Origin of the sequence: Protaetiibacter sp. SSC-01 (assembly GCF_014483895.1) — a bacterium.
GTDB lineage: Bacteria > Actinomycetota > Actinomycetes > Actinomycetales > Microbacteriaceae > Homoserinibacter.
Genome location: NZ_CP059987.1, coordinates 1587948 through 1604184, shown reverse-complemented (window position 1 = coordinate 1604184; position 16237 = coordinate 1587948). Strand labels below are relative to the sequence as shown.

14 protein-coding genes are annotated in these 16237 nt (G+C 70.5%); 11 read left to right on the top strand and 3 right to left on the bottom strand.

What is annotated here, in order from left to right; all coding sequences use genetic code 11:
• Positions 1-43: 43 nt before the first annotated feature.
• From yajC to H4J02_RS07600, 4 genes are read left to right on the top strand one after another with little or no spacing between them, the layout of a single operon-like run.
• The gene (gene yajC, locus H4J02_RS07615; protein ID WP_187674044.1) at positions 44-469 is read left to right on the top strand and encodes a preprotein translocase subunit YajC; all 426 of its coding nucleotides are present in this window, start codon (positions 44-46) and stop codon (positions 467-469) included.
• A gap of 3 nt (positions 470-472) precedes the next feature.
• Entirely contained in the window at positions 473-2278 is a 1806-nt protein-coding gene (secD, locus tag H4J02_RS07610) for a protein translocase subunit SecD (RefSeq protein ID WP_187674043.1), read from the top strand.
• Positions 2278-3297 (top strand): protein translocase subunit SecF, encoded by a 1020-nt coding sequence (gene secF, locus H4J02_RS07605; RefSeq protein ID WP_187674042.1) that lies wholly within the window; start codon positions 2278-2280, stop codon positions 3295-3297. Before secD ends, secF begins: the two co-directional genes overlap by 1 nt.
• A 53-nt stretch (positions 3298-3350) precedes the next feature.
• On the top strand, positions 3351-5600 hold the full coding sequence (locus tag H4J02_RS07600; protein WP_187674041.1) for a bifunctional (p)ppGpp synthetase/guanosine-3',5'-bis(diphosphate) 3'-pyrophosphohydrolase: 2250 nt from the start codon (positions 3351-3353) through the stop codon (positions 5598-5600).
• Here the strand turns inward: H4J02_RS07600 and H4J02_RS07595 are convergent.
• From H4J02_RS07595 to H4J02_RS07585, 3 genes are all read right to left on the bottom strand, one after another.
• On the bottom strand, positions 5587-6129 hold the full coding sequence (locus tag H4J02_RS07595) for a hypothetical protein (RefSeq protein ID WP_187674040.1): 543 nt from the start codon (positions 6127-6129) through the stop codon (positions 5587-5589). The genes H4J02_RS07600 and H4J02_RS07595 overlap by 14 nt on opposite strands.
• A gap of 97 nt (positions 6130-6226) precedes the next feature.
• The gene (locus tag H4J02_RS07590; protein WP_262405978.1) at positions 6227-7456 is read right to left on the bottom strand and encodes a DUF349 domain-containing protein; all 1230 of its coding nucleotides are present in this window, start codon (positions 7454-7456) and stop codon (positions 6227-6229) included.
• A gap of 53 nt (positions 7457-7509) precedes the next feature.
• On the bottom strand, positions 7510-8313 hold the full coding sequence (locus H4J02_RS07585) for a peptidylprolyl isomerase (protein WP_262405976.1): 804 nt from the start codon (positions 8311-8313) through the stop codon (positions 7510-7512).
• Positions 8314-8436: 123 nt separating this feature from the next.
• Here H4J02_RS07585 and H4J02_RS07580 point away from each other — a divergent pair, with 123 nt between their 5' ends.
• From H4J02_RS07580 to H4J02_RS07550, 7 genes are all read left to right on the top strand, one after another.
• Entirely contained in the window at positions 8437-9807 is a 1371-nt protein-coding gene (locus tag H4J02_RS07580; protein WP_187674038.1) for a replication-associated recombination protein A, read from the top strand.
• A gap of 148 nt (positions 9808-9955) precedes the next feature.
• On the top strand, positions 9956-10585 hold the full coding sequence (gene rpsD, locus H4J02_RS07575; RefSeq protein WP_187674037.1) for a 30S ribosomal protein S4: 630 nt from the start codon (positions 9956-9958) through the stop codon (positions 10583-10585).
• A gap of 146 nt (positions 10586-10731) precedes the next feature.
• A complete protein-coding gene (locus tag H4J02_RS07570; protein ID WP_187674036.1) occupies positions 10732-10962 on the top strand; it encodes a hypothetical protein in 231 nt (76 codons plus the stop codon).
• 66 nt (positions 10963-11028) lie between these two features.
• Entirely contained in the window at positions 11029-13686 is a 2658-nt protein-coding gene (gene alaS, locus H4J02_RS07565; RefSeq protein ID WP_187674035.1) for an alanine--tRNA ligase, read from the top strand.
• Positions 13686-14159, top strand: coding sequence for a Holliday junction resolvase RuvX (ruvX, locus tag H4J02_RS07560; RefSeq protein WP_187674034.1), 474 nt, complete (start codon positions 13686-13688; stop codon positions 14157-14159). The genes alaS and ruvX overlap by 1 nt, the downstream gene beginning before the upstream one ends.
• On the top strand, positions 14149-15420 hold the full coding sequence (gene mltG / locus H4J02_RS07555) for an endolytic transglycosylase MltG (protein WP_262405975.1): 1272 nt from the start codon (positions 14149-14151) through the stop codon (positions 15418-15420). The genes ruvX and mltG overlap by 11 nt, the downstream gene beginning before the upstream one ends.
• A complete protein-coding gene (locus tag H4J02_RS07550) occupies positions 15413-16231 on the top strand; it encodes a shikimate dehydrogenase (RefSeq protein WP_187674033.1) in 819 nt (272 codons plus the stop codon). The genes mltG and H4J02_RS07550 overlap by 8 nt, the downstream gene beginning before the upstream one ends.
• Positions 16232-16237 lie beyond the last annotated feature (6 nt).

Genomic DNA, 16237 nt, shown 5'->3' with positions numbered 1-16237 from the left:
GATACGCCGTTCCCCTCACATCCCGGAAGGCACCCTTCTCCTCATGGACTACACGCTGATCCTGCTCGCCGGCCTGCTGGTGGTGATGATCTTCTTCACGTGGCGCAGCTCGAAGAAGCGCAAGGCCGAGGCCGAGACCCTTCAGACGAAGCTGGTCCCCGGTGCCGAGGTCATGACCCAGCACGGCATCTTCGGCACCCTCGTGTCGATCGACGACGACTCCAACGAGGCCGTCATCGAGACGACGCCCGGCACCAAGCTCCGTCTGCACCGCCAGACCATCGTCCGCGTCGTCGAGGACGAGGCGCCCGTCGCCGAGGACGAGCTCGCCGGCGACGCCGACGTGACGGCCGAGGCGGAGACCGAGGTCGAGTCGCCCGCTGCCGACGCCGTGGAGCCCGAGTTCGGCGAGCGCGTCGAGAAGCCGAAGCGCGCGCCGCGCCAGAAGCCCACCGAGACCGCAGAGTAAGCGGTGGCGGCACGTTCCACGCCGGTCCGGAAGGCCTGGCGCTCGCTCGGCTGGCTGGCCGGCATCATCGTCCTGCTCGTCGGGCTCAACACGGCCGGTGCGCTGTGGTGGGGCTGGGGCTGGGCGCCCAAGCTCGCGCTCGACCTCGACGGCGGCACGCAGATCATCCTGACCCCGACCCTCGAGGACGGGCAGCAGGTCACCGACGAGCAGCTGCAGCAGTCGGTGCAGATCATCCGCGACCGCATCGACGCCGCGGGCGTCTCGGAGTCGGAGATCACGACGCAGGGCGGCGACAAGATCGTCATCTCGATCCCCGGCAAGACCCCGGATCAGGCGACGCTCGACCGCATCAAGCAGTCCGCGCGCATGGACTTCCGCGCCGTGCTGCTCGCGGGCGCACCGACCTCGTCGGTCGTCACCCCGACCGACGAGCCGTCCGACGGCTCCACGGCGGACCCCGCCGCGACCGACGCGCCGGCCGATCCGGAGGCGACCGACGCCCCCGCGCAGCCGGAGGTCACGGAGACCCCGGCACCGGCCGCCACGCCGACGGCCGACCCGACCGACGGCTCCGACCTCGCGTGGGTCACGCCCGAGCTGCAGGAGCAGTACGACGCCTTCAGCTGCGACCAGCTCGACAGCGCGACGGCGAGCGCGGCCCCCTCGGCCGAGCCTCTCATCACGTGCGACCAGTACGGGCAGGAGAAGTACCTCCTCGGACCGGTCGAGGTGCAGGGTGGCGACATCTCCGACGCCACCGCGGGCATCCGCACGACCTCGACGGGTGTCTCGACGGGCGAGTGGATCGTCAACCTGACCTTCAACGGCGACGGCACCGAGGCCTTCTCGAAGGTGACGAAGCGCCTCGTCAACCTCGAGTCGCCGCGCAACCGCTTCGCGGTCGTGCTCGACGGCGCGGTGGTGCTCGCGCCGTCGGCGAACGACCCGATCAACGACGGACGCGCGCAGATCTCGGGCGGCTTCACGCAGGAGTCGTCGAAGGTGCTCGCCGACCAGCTCAAGTTCGGTGCGCTCCCCGTGGGCTTCACCGTCGAGTCGACCGATACGATCTCGGCCACCCTCGGTCAGACGCAGCTGCAGAGCGGTCTCATCGCGGGCCTCATCGGCCTCATCCTCGTGTTCATCTACTCGCTGTTCCAGTACCGACTGCTCGGCACGGTCACGATCGCATCGCTCATCGTCGCGGGAGTCATCACCTACTTCGTGGTGAACATCATGTCGTGGCGCGAGGGCTATCGACTGTCGCTCGCCGGCATCGCGGGTCTCATCGTCGCGATCGGATTCACGGCCGACTCGTTCATCGTGTACTTCGAGCGCATCCGCGACGAGCTCCGCGACGGCCGCAGCCTCGTGGGAGCCGTCGAGGCCGGATGGAAGCGCGCCCTGCGCACGGTGCTCGCGGCGAAGAGCGTCAACCTGCTCTCCGCGATCATCCTCTTCGTCCTCGCCGTCGGCTCGGTGCGCGGCTTCGCGCTCACGCTCGGTGTCACGACGATCATCGACGTCATCATCGTCATCCTCTTCACGCACCCGATGATGCAGCTGCTCGCGACGACCAAGTTCTTCGCGAGCGGGCACCCCGCATCCGGCCTCGACCCCACGGCGCTCGGCGCCGTCTACCGGGGCCGCGCGGAGTTCCGCGTCACGAAGGATGCGCGCCGTGCGGGCGCGAGCCGTGAGGCGGAGCGTCGCCAGACGATCGCCGAGCGCAAGGCCGCCGAGCTCGAGGCATCCGCTGCGACCGGCCCGAAGAAGAACTCGACCGGGAAGAAGGAGGCACGCTGATGGCCGGCCCGTTCCAGCGACTCGGCAACGACCTCTACACCGGTGCGCGCAGCGTCGACTTCGTCGGCAAGCGCCGCATCTGGTTCGCGATCGCCGCGATCCTCATGATCGCCTCGGTCGCGGTGCCCTTCGTCCGCGGTGGCGGCGACTTCCTCAACGGGTTCAACTTCGGCATCGAGTTCCGCGGCGGATCGCAGTTCCTCGTGTCGGAGATCCCGGCGGAGAACCGCGACCCGATCGACATCACGCTCGCCGAGGACGCCGTGCACGAGGTCGTCCCCGAGGCCGTGGTGCGCGTGAGCACGGTCGGCGACAGCGGCGTGCGCGTGCAGACCGACCAGTTGAACGACACCGAGACGCGCGATGTCACCGCGAACCTCGAGGAGGCCTACGCGACCGACTCGGTCTCGGCCTCGTTCATCGGCGCCACGTGGGGTGAGGACATCACGCAGAGCGCGCTCCGCGCCCTCCTCGTGTTCCTCGTGCTCGCGCTCGTGTTCATGGCGCTCTACTTCCGCACGTGGAAGATGTCGATCGCCGCGATCCTCAAGCTCCTGCACGACCTCATCATCAGCGTCGGCATCTACGCCGCGACGGGCTGGGAGATCACACCCGCGGCCGTCATCGGCTTCCTCACGATCCTCGGCTACTCGCTGTACGACACGGTCGTCGTGTTCGACAAGATCCGCGAGAACACAGCGGAGCTCGGCGACGACTCGTCGCGCACCTTCGGCGAGGCAGTCAACCTCGCGGTCAACCAGACGCTCGTCCGGTCGATCAACACGGGTGTCGTGGCGGCGCTGCCGGTCGCGGCGATCCTGTTCATCGGCGCGTTCGTGCTCGGTGCCGACACGCTGCGCGACATCTCGCTCGCTCTGCTCGTCGGCACGATCGCGGGCACCTACTCGACGCCCGCCTTCGGTGCGCCGTTGTACTCGGTGTTCCGTGAGCGCGAGCCGGAGATCGCCAAGCGCGACAAGCGCGTGCTGCAGCGCCGCGGCGAGCTCCAGGCGGCGTGAGCCGGTGACCGTCGCGTGCGCCTTCTAGAATCGAAGTTCCAGGAGGACGCGCGATGAGCACCGAGACGCAGAACACCGCGTCCCGGCGCGCGCTGCTTCCGAGGCTGTTCTCGCGGTCGCAGCCGACGGGCGCCGTCGACCGTCTGTACAAGACGGTGCGATCGCACCACCCGAAGGCCGACATCGCGCTCATCGAACGTGCCTACACGGCCGCGGAGCGTGCGCACGACGGGCAGAAGCGCCGCAGCGGCGAGCCGTACATCACGCATCCGGTCGCCGTCGCGCAGATCCTCGCGGACCTCGGCATCGGTCCGAAGACGATCGCGGCGGCGCTGCTGCACGACACCGTCGAGGACACCGAGTACACGCTCGACATGCTGCGTGCCGACTTCGGCGACGAGATCGCGATGCTCGTCGACGGCGTCACGAAGCTCGACAAGCTCAAGTACGGCGACTCGGCGCAGGCCGAGACGGTGCGCAAGATGGTCGTCGCGATGTCGAAGGACATCCGCGTGCTCATCATCAAGCTCGCCGACCGCCTGCACAATGCCCGCACGTGGGGCTTCGTGCCGCAGGAGTCGGCCGCGCGCAAGGCGCAGGAGACCCTCGAGATCTACGCGCCGCTCGCGCACCGCCTCGGCATCCAGACCATCAAGTGGGAGCTCGAGGACCTGAGCTTCGCGGTGCTCTACCCGAAGCTCTACGTCGAGATCGAGAGCCTCGTGCGCGACCGCACGCCGCAGCGCGAGCAGTTCGTGCAGCAGGTCATCGACGCCGTCACGGACGACCTGCGCAGCTCGAAGATCAAGGGCCAGGTCGTCGGCCGGCCGAAGCAGTACTACTCGATCTACCAGAAGATGGTGCTGCGCGGACGCGAATTCGACGAGATCTACGACCTCGTCGGCATCCGCGTGCTCGTGAGTTCGATCCGCGACTGCTATGCCGTGCTCGGTGCGATCCACGCGCGCTGGAACCCCATCCCGGGCCGCTTCAAGGACTACATCGCGACCCCGAAGTTCAACCTCTACCAATCGCTGCACACGACGGTCATCGGTCCGAAGGGCCGCGCGGTCGAGATCCAGATCCGCACGCACGAGATGCACGAGCGCGCCGAGTTCGGTGTCGCCGCGCACTGGGCGTACAAGGAGCGCATGGCGACCGGTCGCTCGGATGCCGGGGCCGACCGCTCGGGCACGGAGATGGCGTGGCTCGCCCACATCAGCGACTGGCAGGCCGAGACCTCGGACCCGGGGGAGTTCCTCGACAACCTGCGCTTCGAGATCGGTGCCAAGGAGGTCTACGTCTTCACTCCGCAGGGCAAGGTCATCGGTCTGCCCGCGGGTGCGACGCCCGTCGACTTCGCGTTCGCGGTGCACACCGAGATCGGCTACCGCACGATGGGCGCGAAGGTGAACGGACGCCTCGTGCCGCTCGAGTCGGTGCTCAACTCGGGCGACGTCGTCGAGATCTTCACGTCGAAGAACCCGGATGCCGGCCCCAGCCAGGACTGGCTCAACTTCGTCAAGTCCGCCCGAGCGCGCAACAAGATCCGCGGCTGGTTCACGAAGGAGCGCCGCGAGGAGGCGATCGAGCAGGGCAAGGAGTCGATCGCGCGCGCGATGCGGAAGCAGAACCTCCCGCTCCAGAAGCTCATGAGCCAGGACGTCGTCAACGCGGTCGCGGCGCAGATGCGCTACGACGGCGTGGAGGCGCTCTACGCCGCGGTCGGCGAGGGGCATGTGTCGACGCAGTCGGTCATCGAGAAGGTGCTGGCCTCGCTCCAGACGGACGTCGAGACCGAGGACGAGCTCGCCTTCACCCCGAAGACGCGGCAGCGTGCACTGCGCCCGAGCGATTCGGGCGTGCTCGTGCGGGGCGCCCCCGACATCCTCGTCAAGCTCGCGAAGTGCTGCACCCCCGTGCCGGGCGACGAGATCGTCGGATTCGTCACGCGCGGCGCGGGCGTCTCGGTGCACCGCTCCGACTGCGTCAACGTCAAGACGCTCCTGACGCAGCCCGACCGCATGATCGACGTGCAGTGGGCTCCGACCTCGTCGAGCCTCTTCCTCGTGCAGATCCAGGTGGAGGCTCTCGACCGCGCGGGGCTGCTCTCGGACATCACGCGCGTGCTCTCGGAGCACCACGTCAACATCCTCTCGGCGAACGTGTCGACCTCGAGCGATCGGCTCGCGATCAGCCGCTACGTGTTCGAGATGGGCGATACTGTGCACCTCGACCGGCTGCTGAACGCCGTGCGCCGCATCGACGCCGTCTACGACGTCTACCGGGTCAACTCGGGCTGAGCGCGGCGCGCAGGCGCCGTCGCGCCTCGACCTTGCCGTGCAGGTGGCGGCCGCGTTCCATCGCGGAGACCGCCTCGGCGAGCCCGAAGCCCCCGATCTCGGCGAGTGCGCGCACGATCGCGCGCTCCTCGTCGCCGAAGGCCTCGCGGAAACGGGCGAGGTCGAGCGCGGTGCGCAGGGGAGAGGTGACGCCGGCCGCTCCGTACCGCACGACGTCGCCGGGGCGCAGGACGCTCTCGGTGATGTGCATGCGCTGGGCCGCGGGCGGGCGCCAGCGGGCGCGGATGTCGACGAGGAACTCCGGTCGGCTCGGCGGCGCCGGGAGCGCGTGCCAGACCCACGCGGCCGAGGCGAGCGCCGCGACGAGCCGCGGTGAGCGTGTGCCGACGGCTGCGGCGGCACGCACGGGAGTCGACGGTGCGACCCCGATGGGCACGTATGCGTCGGCGAGCCGGTAGCACTCGCCGTCGAGGACGGCGGCCTGCAGCTCGACCTCGGCGAGCTCGTGGAGCACGGGGAACGGTGTCACCCGCTCAGCGTGCCGCGGTCCGCCGTCCCGGATGCGCGGGATCAGCCGATCTGTGCGGAACCGGCCCTGTGGAGAACCGTCGGAGGGGGGCGGGCGCTCAGCCGAGGGCCGAGAGCCAGGCCCGCTTGGCGGCGAGCTCCTCCTCGGCCTTCTGGATGCTGCGCTTGTCGCCCGCCTTCTGCGCGGCGGCGAGGTCCTCCTCGGCCTTCGCGATCGCCTGCTCGAGCTGGGCCGCGAAACCCTCGCTCCGCGCCTGCTTTTCGGGGTTCGTGCGGTTCCAGTGCTCTTCCTCGAGCTTGCGCACGGCCGTCTCGATCTTCCGGAGGCGGTCCTCGATGACGCGTACCTGGTCGCGCGGCACCTTGCCGATCTCGTCCCAGCGGCGCTGGATGTCGGTGAGCTTCGTGCGCGCCGCGGTGCGGTCGGTCGCCTGGAGCAGCGGCTCGGCCTCCTCGAGGAGCGCGAGCTTCTTCTCGAGGTTCTCGCCGAACTCGACGTTCTCGATGGCGTCGGCCTCGGCCTTCGCGCCGTAGAGCACGTCGCCCGCCGCCTTGAACCGGGCCCACAGGGCGTCGTCGGCCTTCTTGCCGGCGCGGCCCGCGGCCTTCCAGTCGTCGAGCAGCCGGCGGTAGTCGGGGATGCCCGCGGCACCCTTGTCGGCGAGGGCCTCGGCCTTCTCGACGAGCGCCTGCTTGCGGGCGCGGGCGTCGCGGTGCACCGTGTCGAGCTCCGCGAAGAACGCCTTGCGGGCGGCCTCGATCGTCGAGCGCGCGGTGCGGAACCGCTTCCACAGCTCATCGCCGTCCTTCTTCGGGATGCGGGGACTGCTGTGCTGAGCGGTCTGCCAGCGGGCGAACAGTGCGTCGAGCTGCGCCGACACCTGCTTCCACTGCGCCTTGGAGAGATCCTGCGCGGCGAGGGCCTCCGCCTCGGCGACGATCGCCTCGCGATCGGCGATCGCATCCGCGACGGCCTGCTGCGCCTCGGCGCTCTGCTTCTCGGCGGCCTCGCCGAGTGTCTCCTGGAGCTTCGCGAGGCGGTCGGAGAGAGCCTGCAGGTCGCCCACGGCGTTCGCCTCGGGGATCGAAGGCGCGAGGGCCGCGACGGCCTTCGCGACGTCCTGAGCGGGCGCACCGCCGCGCAGACGCTGCTCGAGGAGGCTCACCTGACCCTCGAGCTCGGCGAACTTGCGCTCGTAGTAGGCGAGCGCCTCCTCGGGGGTGGCATCCGGGTACTGGCCGACGGCCCGTTCGCCGGCGGCCCCGCGGACGTACACCGTGCCGTCGTCGTCGACGCGGCCCCAGGGGCCCGTCTGCTCGTCGCTCACTGCATCTCCTGCTCTCGCCTCGTGGCCGGTTCGTCTCCCCGGCCCGTGACAGCCTATTGCAGCGTCACCCGCGTGATGGTGGCGGGGACCACGGGCTTGCCCGTGCCGTCGCTGCCGACCGTGGCCTCGTCGACGCCCGCCGAGGTGACCTGGGCGATGAGCTCGTCGAGGCCGCTCGTGACCGTGCCGACGACGGTGTAGCCGCCCGCCTGGTCGGCGGGGAGCATCGTGTCGGCCGTCACGACGAAGAACTGGTGACCGTTGCTGTAGGCGTCGCCGCCGGCGCGCGCCATCGCGATCGTGCCCGCGGGGTAGATGCTGTCGGCCGGGGCGTTCTCGATGGGGCCGTACCGGAAGTCGGGGTCGCCCGCGCCCGTGCCGTCGAGCGAGCCGCACTGCAGGAACGAGAAGCCGTCGTTGGTGGCGAGGCGGTGGCAGGTCTTGCCCTCGTAGTAGCCGTCCTGGACGTCCTGGACCCAGCCCGCGACCGCCTGCGGAGCCTTCGTGCCGTCGAGCTCGATGCCGAGCGCGACGTCGTTGATGACGAGCTCACCCGTCCAGACCCGGTCCTCGGCGAGGTCGGCATCCGGAGCGCCCACGTTCTCACCCGCCTGCGCGCTCGGCGTCTCGGAGGGCGAGGCGCTCGGCGCGGGCGCCGGGGCGCCGGGACCGGCGGTGAAGTAGACGACCTGCGTCGTGATCGCCAGAGCGGCGACGAGGAGGCCGCCCGCGACCGCGAGCACGTTGTCACGACGGCGCCGCTTGATGCGCCGGTCGTGCACCTCCTGTCGAGCCTGGTACGCCCGGAGGCGCTCCCGCGCCTCGCGCTGCTCGCGCTGCTGCCGACTCGATGCCACTCGCGGTCCTCTCCGACGGGTCGGGCCGCATCCCGCGCGGCCCACCGTGAACTCTAACGAGCGCCCCGTGGCGCTCCAAACCCGGCGACGGCGCGCGTCGGGCGCCGCGGTTAGCATGAGCGCATGACCGGCCAGCAGGGACTCCGCACGGGGTCGACCCCGCTGGCGGTGCGGATGCGGCCCACCTCGCTCGACGAGGTCGCGGGGCAGCGGCATCTGCTCACACCCGGCTCGCCGCTCGTCAACCTCGCGCGCGACCAGACGGGCGAGTCGGGCTCGGTGTCCGTGATCCTGTGGGGTCCGCCGGGAACCGGCAAGACGACTCTCGCGCAGGCGATCGCGCGCAGCTCGGGCCGACGGTTCGTCGAGCTCTCGGCCGTGACCGCGGGCGTCAAGGACGTGCGCCAGGTCATGGACGAGGCGCGCTCGACGCGCGACCTCTACGGCATCTCGACCGTGCTCTTCCTCGACGAGATCCACCGCTTCACGAAGGCCCAGCAGGATGCGCTGCTCCCGGGCGTCGAGAACGGCTGGGTCATCCTCGTGGCCGCGACGACCGAGAACCCGTCGTTCTCCGTTGTCGCGCCCCTGCTGTCCCGCTCGCTGCTCCTCACCCTCGAGCCGCTCTCGGACGACGACCTGGGCATGCTCGTCGACCGCGCCGTCGCCGACCCGCGCGGGCTCGGCGGGGCCGTGTCGCTCTCGGACGATGCGCGCGCCGCGATCGTGCGGCTCGCATCCGGCGACGCCCGCCGCGCCCTCACGGCGCTCGAGGCGGCCGCGATCGTCGCGGCCGCGCCCGACACCGCGCAGGAGGGCGAGACCCCCGAGATCACCCCCGAGATCGTCGCGGCGACGGTCGACCGCGCGCTCCTGCGCTACGACCGACAGGGCGACGAGCACTACGACGTCATCAGCGCCTTCATCAAGTCGATCCGCGGCTCCGACGTCGACGCGTCGCTGCACTACCTGGCGCGCATGATCGAGGCGGGCGAGGACCCGCGGTTCATCGCACGGCGCATCATGATCTCGGCCGCCGAGGACATCGGCATGGCCGACCCGCAGGCGCTCCAGATCGCGGTCGCCGCCGCGCAGGGCGTTCAGCTCATCGGCATGCCCGAGGGCCGCATCCTGCTCGCCGAGGCGGTCGTGTACCTCGCGACCGCGCCCAAGTCGAACGCGTCGTACCTGGGCGTCGACAAGGCGATCGCGGATGTGCGGGCGGGCCGCATCGGGCGCGTCCCGAAGCACCTGCGCGACGCGCACTACCCGGGCGCCAAGCGCCTCGGTCACGGCAAGGGCTATCAGTACGCGCACGACGCGCCGTTCGGGGTCGCCGAGCAGCAGTACCTCCCCGACGAGCTGCGCGGCACGCGCTACTACGCGCCGACGGGCAACGGCTACGAGCGAGAGCTGTCTGCGCGCCTCGAGCGGCTGCGCGCGCTCCTCACGGGCAAGCCGCTGCCCAAGCGCGAGGAGACGCCGGGGGAGTAGCCCCCTTCTGGTAGGCTGTACCGGTTCGAGTCCGAACACATCCCACCTTCAGTTCCGCCGGTCGCGTCGACGTGCGCCCGGAACGCCGGACGGAGGGATGCACGTCTGTGAGCTGCGAAAGCCGCGGCCACGTGTTGGAAGGACATCCATGACCACCAAGTCCCAGGACCGCCGCAAGGTCCGCCTCTCGCGCGCGCTCGGCATCCCGCTGACGCCGAAGGCCGCCCGTTACCTCGAGAAGCGTCCCTACGCCCCGGGCGAGCACGGTCGCACCAAGCGCAAGGCCGACAGCGACTACGCGGTGCGTCTGCGCGAGAAGCAGCGTCTGCGCGAGCAGTACGGCATCCGCGAGAAGCAGCTGCGCATCGTCTTCAACGAGGCCCGTCGCACGCAGGGCCTCACCGGTGAGAACCTCGTCGAGCTGCTCGAGATGCGTCTCGACGCCCTCGTGCTGCGTGCCGGCTTCGCCCGCACCACGGCGCAGGCGCGCCAGTTCGTCGTGCACCGCCACATCCTCGTCGACGGCAAGATCGTCGACCGCCCGTCGTTCCGTGTGAAGCCGGGTCAGCTCATCCACGTCAAGGAGCGCTCGGAGTCGACCGAGCCGTTCCAGGTCGCCGCTGCCGGCGGTCACGTCGACGTGCTGCCCAAGACCCCGGGCTACCTCGAGGTCGAGCTCGACAAGCTGCAGGCGCGCCTCGTGCGTCGCCCGAAGCGCGCCGAGGTCCCCGTGACCTGCGACGTGCAGCTCGTGGTCGAGTACTACGCGGCCCGCTAAGCACTCAGCACCGAACGCCCCGGGACATGCTCCCGGGGCGTTCTGCATTCGGCGCTCACCAAACGGGGTCGCCGAGAACGGCATAGGCTAGGGGAGTTGCGCGGCATCCGCCGCTCGACGTCCGCGAACGAGAAGTGAGGAACACGATGAAGGGTGCACTGCTTCTGATCGCCGGAGTCGCCATCGGCTTCGTCGTCGCACACGAGGTCGCCAAGACCCCTCAGGGCAAGCAGTTCTTCGATGAGGTCGATCACAAGGCCCGCGAATTCGGCGACGCCGTCGTGACGGGCTACAAGGCCCGCGAGGCGGAGCTCAAGCAGGCCGTCGCGAACGCTCAGGACGCGATCGACGACCTCGCCCAGCGCGCCAAGTCCTGATCCCACCCGCCGTCGGGCCGGCGGCCCGCAGGCCTCGTCCCGACGGGACATCTTTACGGAGTTCCTGTGCAGACCGCTGAGATCCAACGTCGCTGGCTGAATTTCTTCGGCGACCGCGGCCACACCGTCGTCCCGTCGGCATCCCTCGTCACCGACGACCCGACGCTGCTGTTCACGGTGGCCGGCATGGTGCCGTTCATCCCGTACTTCACGGGTGTCGTGCCCGCGCCGTTCCCCCGTGCCACGAGCGTGCAGAAGTGCATCCGCACGCTCGACATCGAGGAGGTCGGCAAGACCACCCGTCACGGCACGTTCTTCCAGATGAACGGCAACTTCTCCTTCGGCGACTACTTCAAGGAGGGGGCGATCTCCTACGCGTGGGAGCTGCTGACGACGGCGGAGTCGGATGGCGGCCTCGGCTTCGAGGAGCGCGACCTGTGGGTGACGGTCTACGAGGACGACGACGAGGCGATCGAGCTCTGGAAGCGGATCGCCGGTCTGCCCGAGGAGCGCATCCAGCGCCTCGGCAAGTCGGACAACTACTGGCACACGGGCCAGCCGGGCCCCGGCGGACCGTGCTCGGAGATCTACTTCGACCGCGGCCCCCAGTACGGTGCGGACGGCGGCCCGGCGGTCGACGACTCCCGGTATCTGGAGATCTGGAATCTCGTCTTCATGCAGTACCTCCTCAAGGAGGTGCGCTCGAAGACCGACTTCGACATCGCGGGCGAGCTGCCGAAGAAGAACATCGACACCGGCATGGGCATGGAGCGCGTGGCGTTCCTCAAGCAGGGCGTCGACAACATGTACGAGATCGACCAGGTGCGCCCGGTGCTCGACATGGCAGCGGAGCTCTCGGGGCGCCGCTACGGGGCCCAGCACGACGACGACGTGCGGATGCGCGTCATCGCCGACCACGTGCGCTCGAGTCTCATGCTCATGACCGACGGCGTCGCGCCGTCGAACGAGGGCCGCGGCTATATCCTGCGCCGCCTCCTGCGTCGCGTCGTCCGCGCGATGCGTCTGCTGGGCGTCGACGCGCCGAGCTTCGCGGAGCTCTTCGACGCGTCGCGCCTCGCGATGCGCGACGCGTATCCGGAGGTCGACGCGGAGTACGAGCGCACCTCGCGCCTCGCTCTCGGCGAGGAGGAGACCTTCCTGCGCACGCTCGCATCCGGGACCACGATCCTCGACGTCGCCGTCGAGGACACGAAGAAGGCGGGCGGTGACAAGCTCTCGGGCGACACGGCGTTCCTGCTGCACGACACCTTCGGCTTCCCGATCGACCTCACGCTCGAGGTCGCGGAGGAGGCGGGCCTCTCGGTCGACCGTTCGGCGTTCGACGCGCTCATGTCGGAGCAGCGGGCACGTGCGAAGGCGGATGCCAAGTCGAAGAAGGCCGGTCTCGCCGACCTCTCGGTGTACTCCGAGCTGCGTGCCCTCGGCGAGACGGTGTTCACGGGCTACGACTACCTCGAGACCGAGTCGCGCATCCTGGGCCTCATCAAGGACGGCGTCTCGGTCACCGCGGCGCGGGCGGGGGAGACCGTCGAGGTCATCCTCGCCGAGACCGCGCTCTACGCGGAGTCCGGCGGCCAGGCGGCCGACAAGGGCTCCATCGTCGGCGACGGCTTCGAGCTCGAGGTGCTCGACGTGCAGCGCCCGGTCAAGGGCCTCGTGAGCCACACCGTGCGGGTGCGCTCGGGCGAGGTCGGCGTCGGCCGCCCGGCGACGTCGGTCGTCGACCGCGAGTACCGCCACTCGGCGGCGCAGGCCCACTCGGCCACGCACCTCATCCACGCGGCGCTCCGCCAGACTCTCGGTCAGGACGCCCACCAGTCGGGCTCCTTCAACAAGGCCGGGTACATGCGCCTCGACTTCTCCTGGAACCAGGCGCTGAGCCACGAGACGCGCAGCGAGATCGAGGAGATCGCCAACAACGCGGTGCGCGACAACCTCGAGGTCGTGACGCGCATCCTGCCCCTCGACGAGGCACGCAAGGCGGGCGCGATGGCTCTCTTCGGCGAGAAGTACGGCGACACCGTGCGCATGGTCGACATCGGCGGCCCGTGGTCGCGTGAGCTGTGCGCCGGTACTCACGTGCGCACCTCGGCGGAGGTCGGCCTCGTCAACCTCGTGTCGGAGTCGAGCGTCGGCTCGGCGAACCGCCGTGTGGAGGCGCTCGTGGGCCTCGACGCCTTCCGCGACCTCGCGGCCGAGCGCGCGATCGTGAGCCAGCTCACGTCGAGCCTCAAGACGCCGCGCGAGCAGCTGCCCGACCGCATCGCCGACCTCGTGTCGCAGCTCAAGGCGGCCGAGAAGAAGATCGCCGCGTTCGAGGCGAGCAAGCTGCAGGGCCGCGTGCCCGAGCTCGCCCAGGCCGCGAAGCGCGTCGGCGACGTGCTCGCGGTGATCGAGGATCTCGGCGAGCTCGCCTCGGTCGACGAGCTCCGCAAGCTCGTGACGGCCGTGCGCGAGCGCCTGCAGGCGGAGGCGGCTGTCGTCGCCCTCGCAGCGCGCGTCGAGGGCAAGCCCTCGGTCATCGTCGCGACGACGGCGGGCGCCCGTGACGCGGGCGTCAAGGCAGGCCCTCTCGCGAAGGGCGCGGCCGCCGTGCTCGGCGGCGGGGGTGGCGGTAAGGACGACATGGCGCAGGGCGGCGGCTCGGATGCGTCCGCGCTCCCCGCGGCGCTCGAGAGCGTCCGCTCGGCGCTCCTCGGCTGATGCGTCGAGGCGTCCGTGTCGGCGTCGACGTCGGCCGGGCCCGCGTCGGCGTCTCGCGCTGCGACCCCGACGGGCTCATCGCGACCCCGATCGAGACGCTGCCGCGCGACGACCGCACGGTCGCGGCCGTGCTCGCCCACGCATCCGAGCTCGACGCGATCGAGCTCGTCGTCGGGCTGCCCCTCTCGTTGAGCGGCGGCGACACCCCGTCGACGACGGATGCGCGCGAGTTCGCGGCAGCGCTGGCCGCGGCATCCGAGACCCCGGTGCGCCTCGTGGACGAGCGCATGAGCACCGTGTCGGCGCAGCGCCAGCTGCACGCGAACGGCCGCAAGACGAAGGGCTCGCGCTCCGTCGTGGACCAGGTGGCCGCTGTTATCATCCTGCAGAACGCCCTCGACTCCGAGCGGATGTCGGATCGTCCCCCCGGATCCGTCGTCCCCCGCATGAAGGACCCTGAACGTGGCCTCTGAACCGAGCTGGGACGACATCTTCGGCCCCGGATCGCTCACTCCGTCGACCCCGGCGACGACCCCGACCCCGACGGCGATCGCGACGAGCGTCGCCGACCCGGGCGAGCCCGCACCGCTGTCGCGTCGCGCGCTCCGCGAGGGCTCGGACGGCGGCGCGGGGGCGCGACCCCGCAAGAAGAAGCGCCGCGGTCGCGGCCCGTGGGGCTGGATCATCGCCGTGCTCGTCATCCTCGGTCTCGTGACCGCGGGCGGCGTCTACGTCTGGAGCAACTACGGCGAGAAGATCCAGGAGGTGCTCGGCATCGCCCCGCCCAACGACTACGAGGGCGCGGGCAACGGCGAGGAGATCACGATCGTCATCGAGCCCGGTGACATCGGGTCGGATGTCGCCGCGAAGCTCGAGCGCGCGGGCGTCACGAAGACCTTCGACGCGTTCTACGCGCTCCTGCTCGAGGACTCGAGCATCACCTTCGAGCCGGGCAACTACAAGCTGCAGAAGGAGATGAGCGCCGCCGCGGCGCTCGAGGCGCTGCGCGACCCGGCGAACCGCATCATCAACCGCGTGACGATCCCCGAGGGGGTGAGCGCCGCGACGGCGCTCGAGCTCATCGCCGCGTCGACGGAGATCCCGCTCGAGGAGCTGCAGGCCGAGGCCGCGAACTTCACGCAGTTCGGCATCCCCGCGAACTCGCCGAGCATCGAGGGCTGGCTGTTCCCGGCCACGTACACGTTCGACCCCGGTGTGACCGCGAACGGCGCGATCAAGATGCTCGTCGACCAGATGTACGCGACGCTCGACGCCGCGGGCGTGGCCCCCGAGAACCGGCTGACCGTACTCACGATGGCGTCGATCGTGCAGCGCGAGTCGGGCCCGAACCTTGAGGACATGCCGAAGATCGCGCGGGTGTTCCAGAACCGCATCGACCGCGGCATGCTCCTGCAGTCGGACGCGACCGTGCACTACGGCCTCGGCGACATGTCGAGCGTGTGGACGTCGCCCGAGGAGCGCGCCGACGCGTCGAACCCGTACAACACCTACGCGAACCCCGGGCTCCCCATCGGGCCCATCGGCCTCCCAGGCGCCGACGCGGTCAACGCGGCCGTGGGCCCTGCCGACGGCACGTGGCTGTACTTCGTGACGGTGAACCTCAAGACGGGCGAGACCGTGTTCTCCAACACGCTCGCGGAGCACGACCGCGCGGCGAAGCAGCTGTACGCGTGGTGCGAGGAGAGCGACGAGAACGCCGCCTACTGTGGCTGATCGCACGCGCCTCGCGGTGCTCGGCTCTCCCATCGGGCACTCCCGGTCGCCGCAGCTCCATCGCGCTGCGTACGCGGTGCTCGGGCTCGACTGGGAGTACGACCGCGTCGAGGTCGACGACGCCGGTCTCGAGGGCTTCCTCGCCGGCCTCGCCCCCGAGTGGCGCGGGCTGTCGCTCACGATGCCGCTCAAGCGCCGCGTCGCCGAGCTCGTCCCCGAGGTCGACGACGTCGCGCGTCGCACGCGCCAGGGCAACACGATCCTGCTCGACCACGGGCGCCCCGTGAAGGCGTTCAACACCGACGTGCACGGGATCGTCGCCGCCCTCGCGGATGCGGGCGTGGCATCCGCTCGTCGCGCGACCGTGCTCGGCGGGGGAGCGACGGCCGAGAGCGCCGTGCTCGCCCTCGAGAGCCTCGGCGCAGAGGTGACGGTCGCCGTGCGCGACGTCGCGAAGGTCGTCGGCTCGGGCACGTTCGCGTCGTCGCGCGTCGTCGCGCTCGGACCCGAGACGGATGCCGCCCTCGCCGAGAGCGACGCCGCGGTCAGCACGATCCCGCCCGGGGCGGAGTTCACCGTGGCGCTGCCGGCGCTCCGCGGGTCACAGACGCTCCTCGACGTCGCCTACGCCCCGTGGCCGACCCCCCTCGCCGCGGCGTGGACGGATGCCGGCGGCACGGTCGTGCACGGCCTCGAGATGCTCCTGCACCAGGCGGTGCACCAGATCCGCATCTTCGTCGCGGGCGACGCGTCGGTACCGCTCGCCGACGAGGCCGCCGTCATCCGGGCCATGCGCGCCGCTGTGGGATGATCGGAG

Coding starts and splice junctions, on each gene's coding strand:
- secF (WP_187674042.1), top strand. CDS start 2,278: ATGGCCGGCCCGTTCCAGCGACTCGGCAACGACCTCTACACCGGTGCG.
- H4J02_RS07600 (WP_187674041.1), top strand. CDS start 3,351: ATGAGCACCGAGACGCAGAACACCGCGTCCCGGCGCGCGCTGCTTCCG.
- H4J02_RS07570 (WP_187674036.1), top strand. CDS start 10,732: ATGAAGGGTGCACTGCTTCTGATCGCCGGAGTCGCCATCGGCTTCGTC.
- ruvX (WP_187674034.1), top strand. CDS start 13,686: ATGCGTCGAGGCGTCCGTGTCGGCGTCGACGTCGGCCGGGCCCGCGTC.
- H4J02_RS07580 (WP_187674038.1), top strand. CDS start 8,437: ATGACCGGCCAGCAGGGACTCCGCACGGGGTCGACCCCGCTGGCGGTG.
- yajC (WP_187674044.1), top strand. CDS start 44: ATGGACTACACGCTGATCCTGCTCGCCGGCCTGCTGGTGGTGATGATC.
- rpsD (WP_187674037.1), top strand. CDS start 9,956: ATGACCACCAAGTCCCAGGACCGCCGCAAGGTCCGCCTCTCGCGCGCG.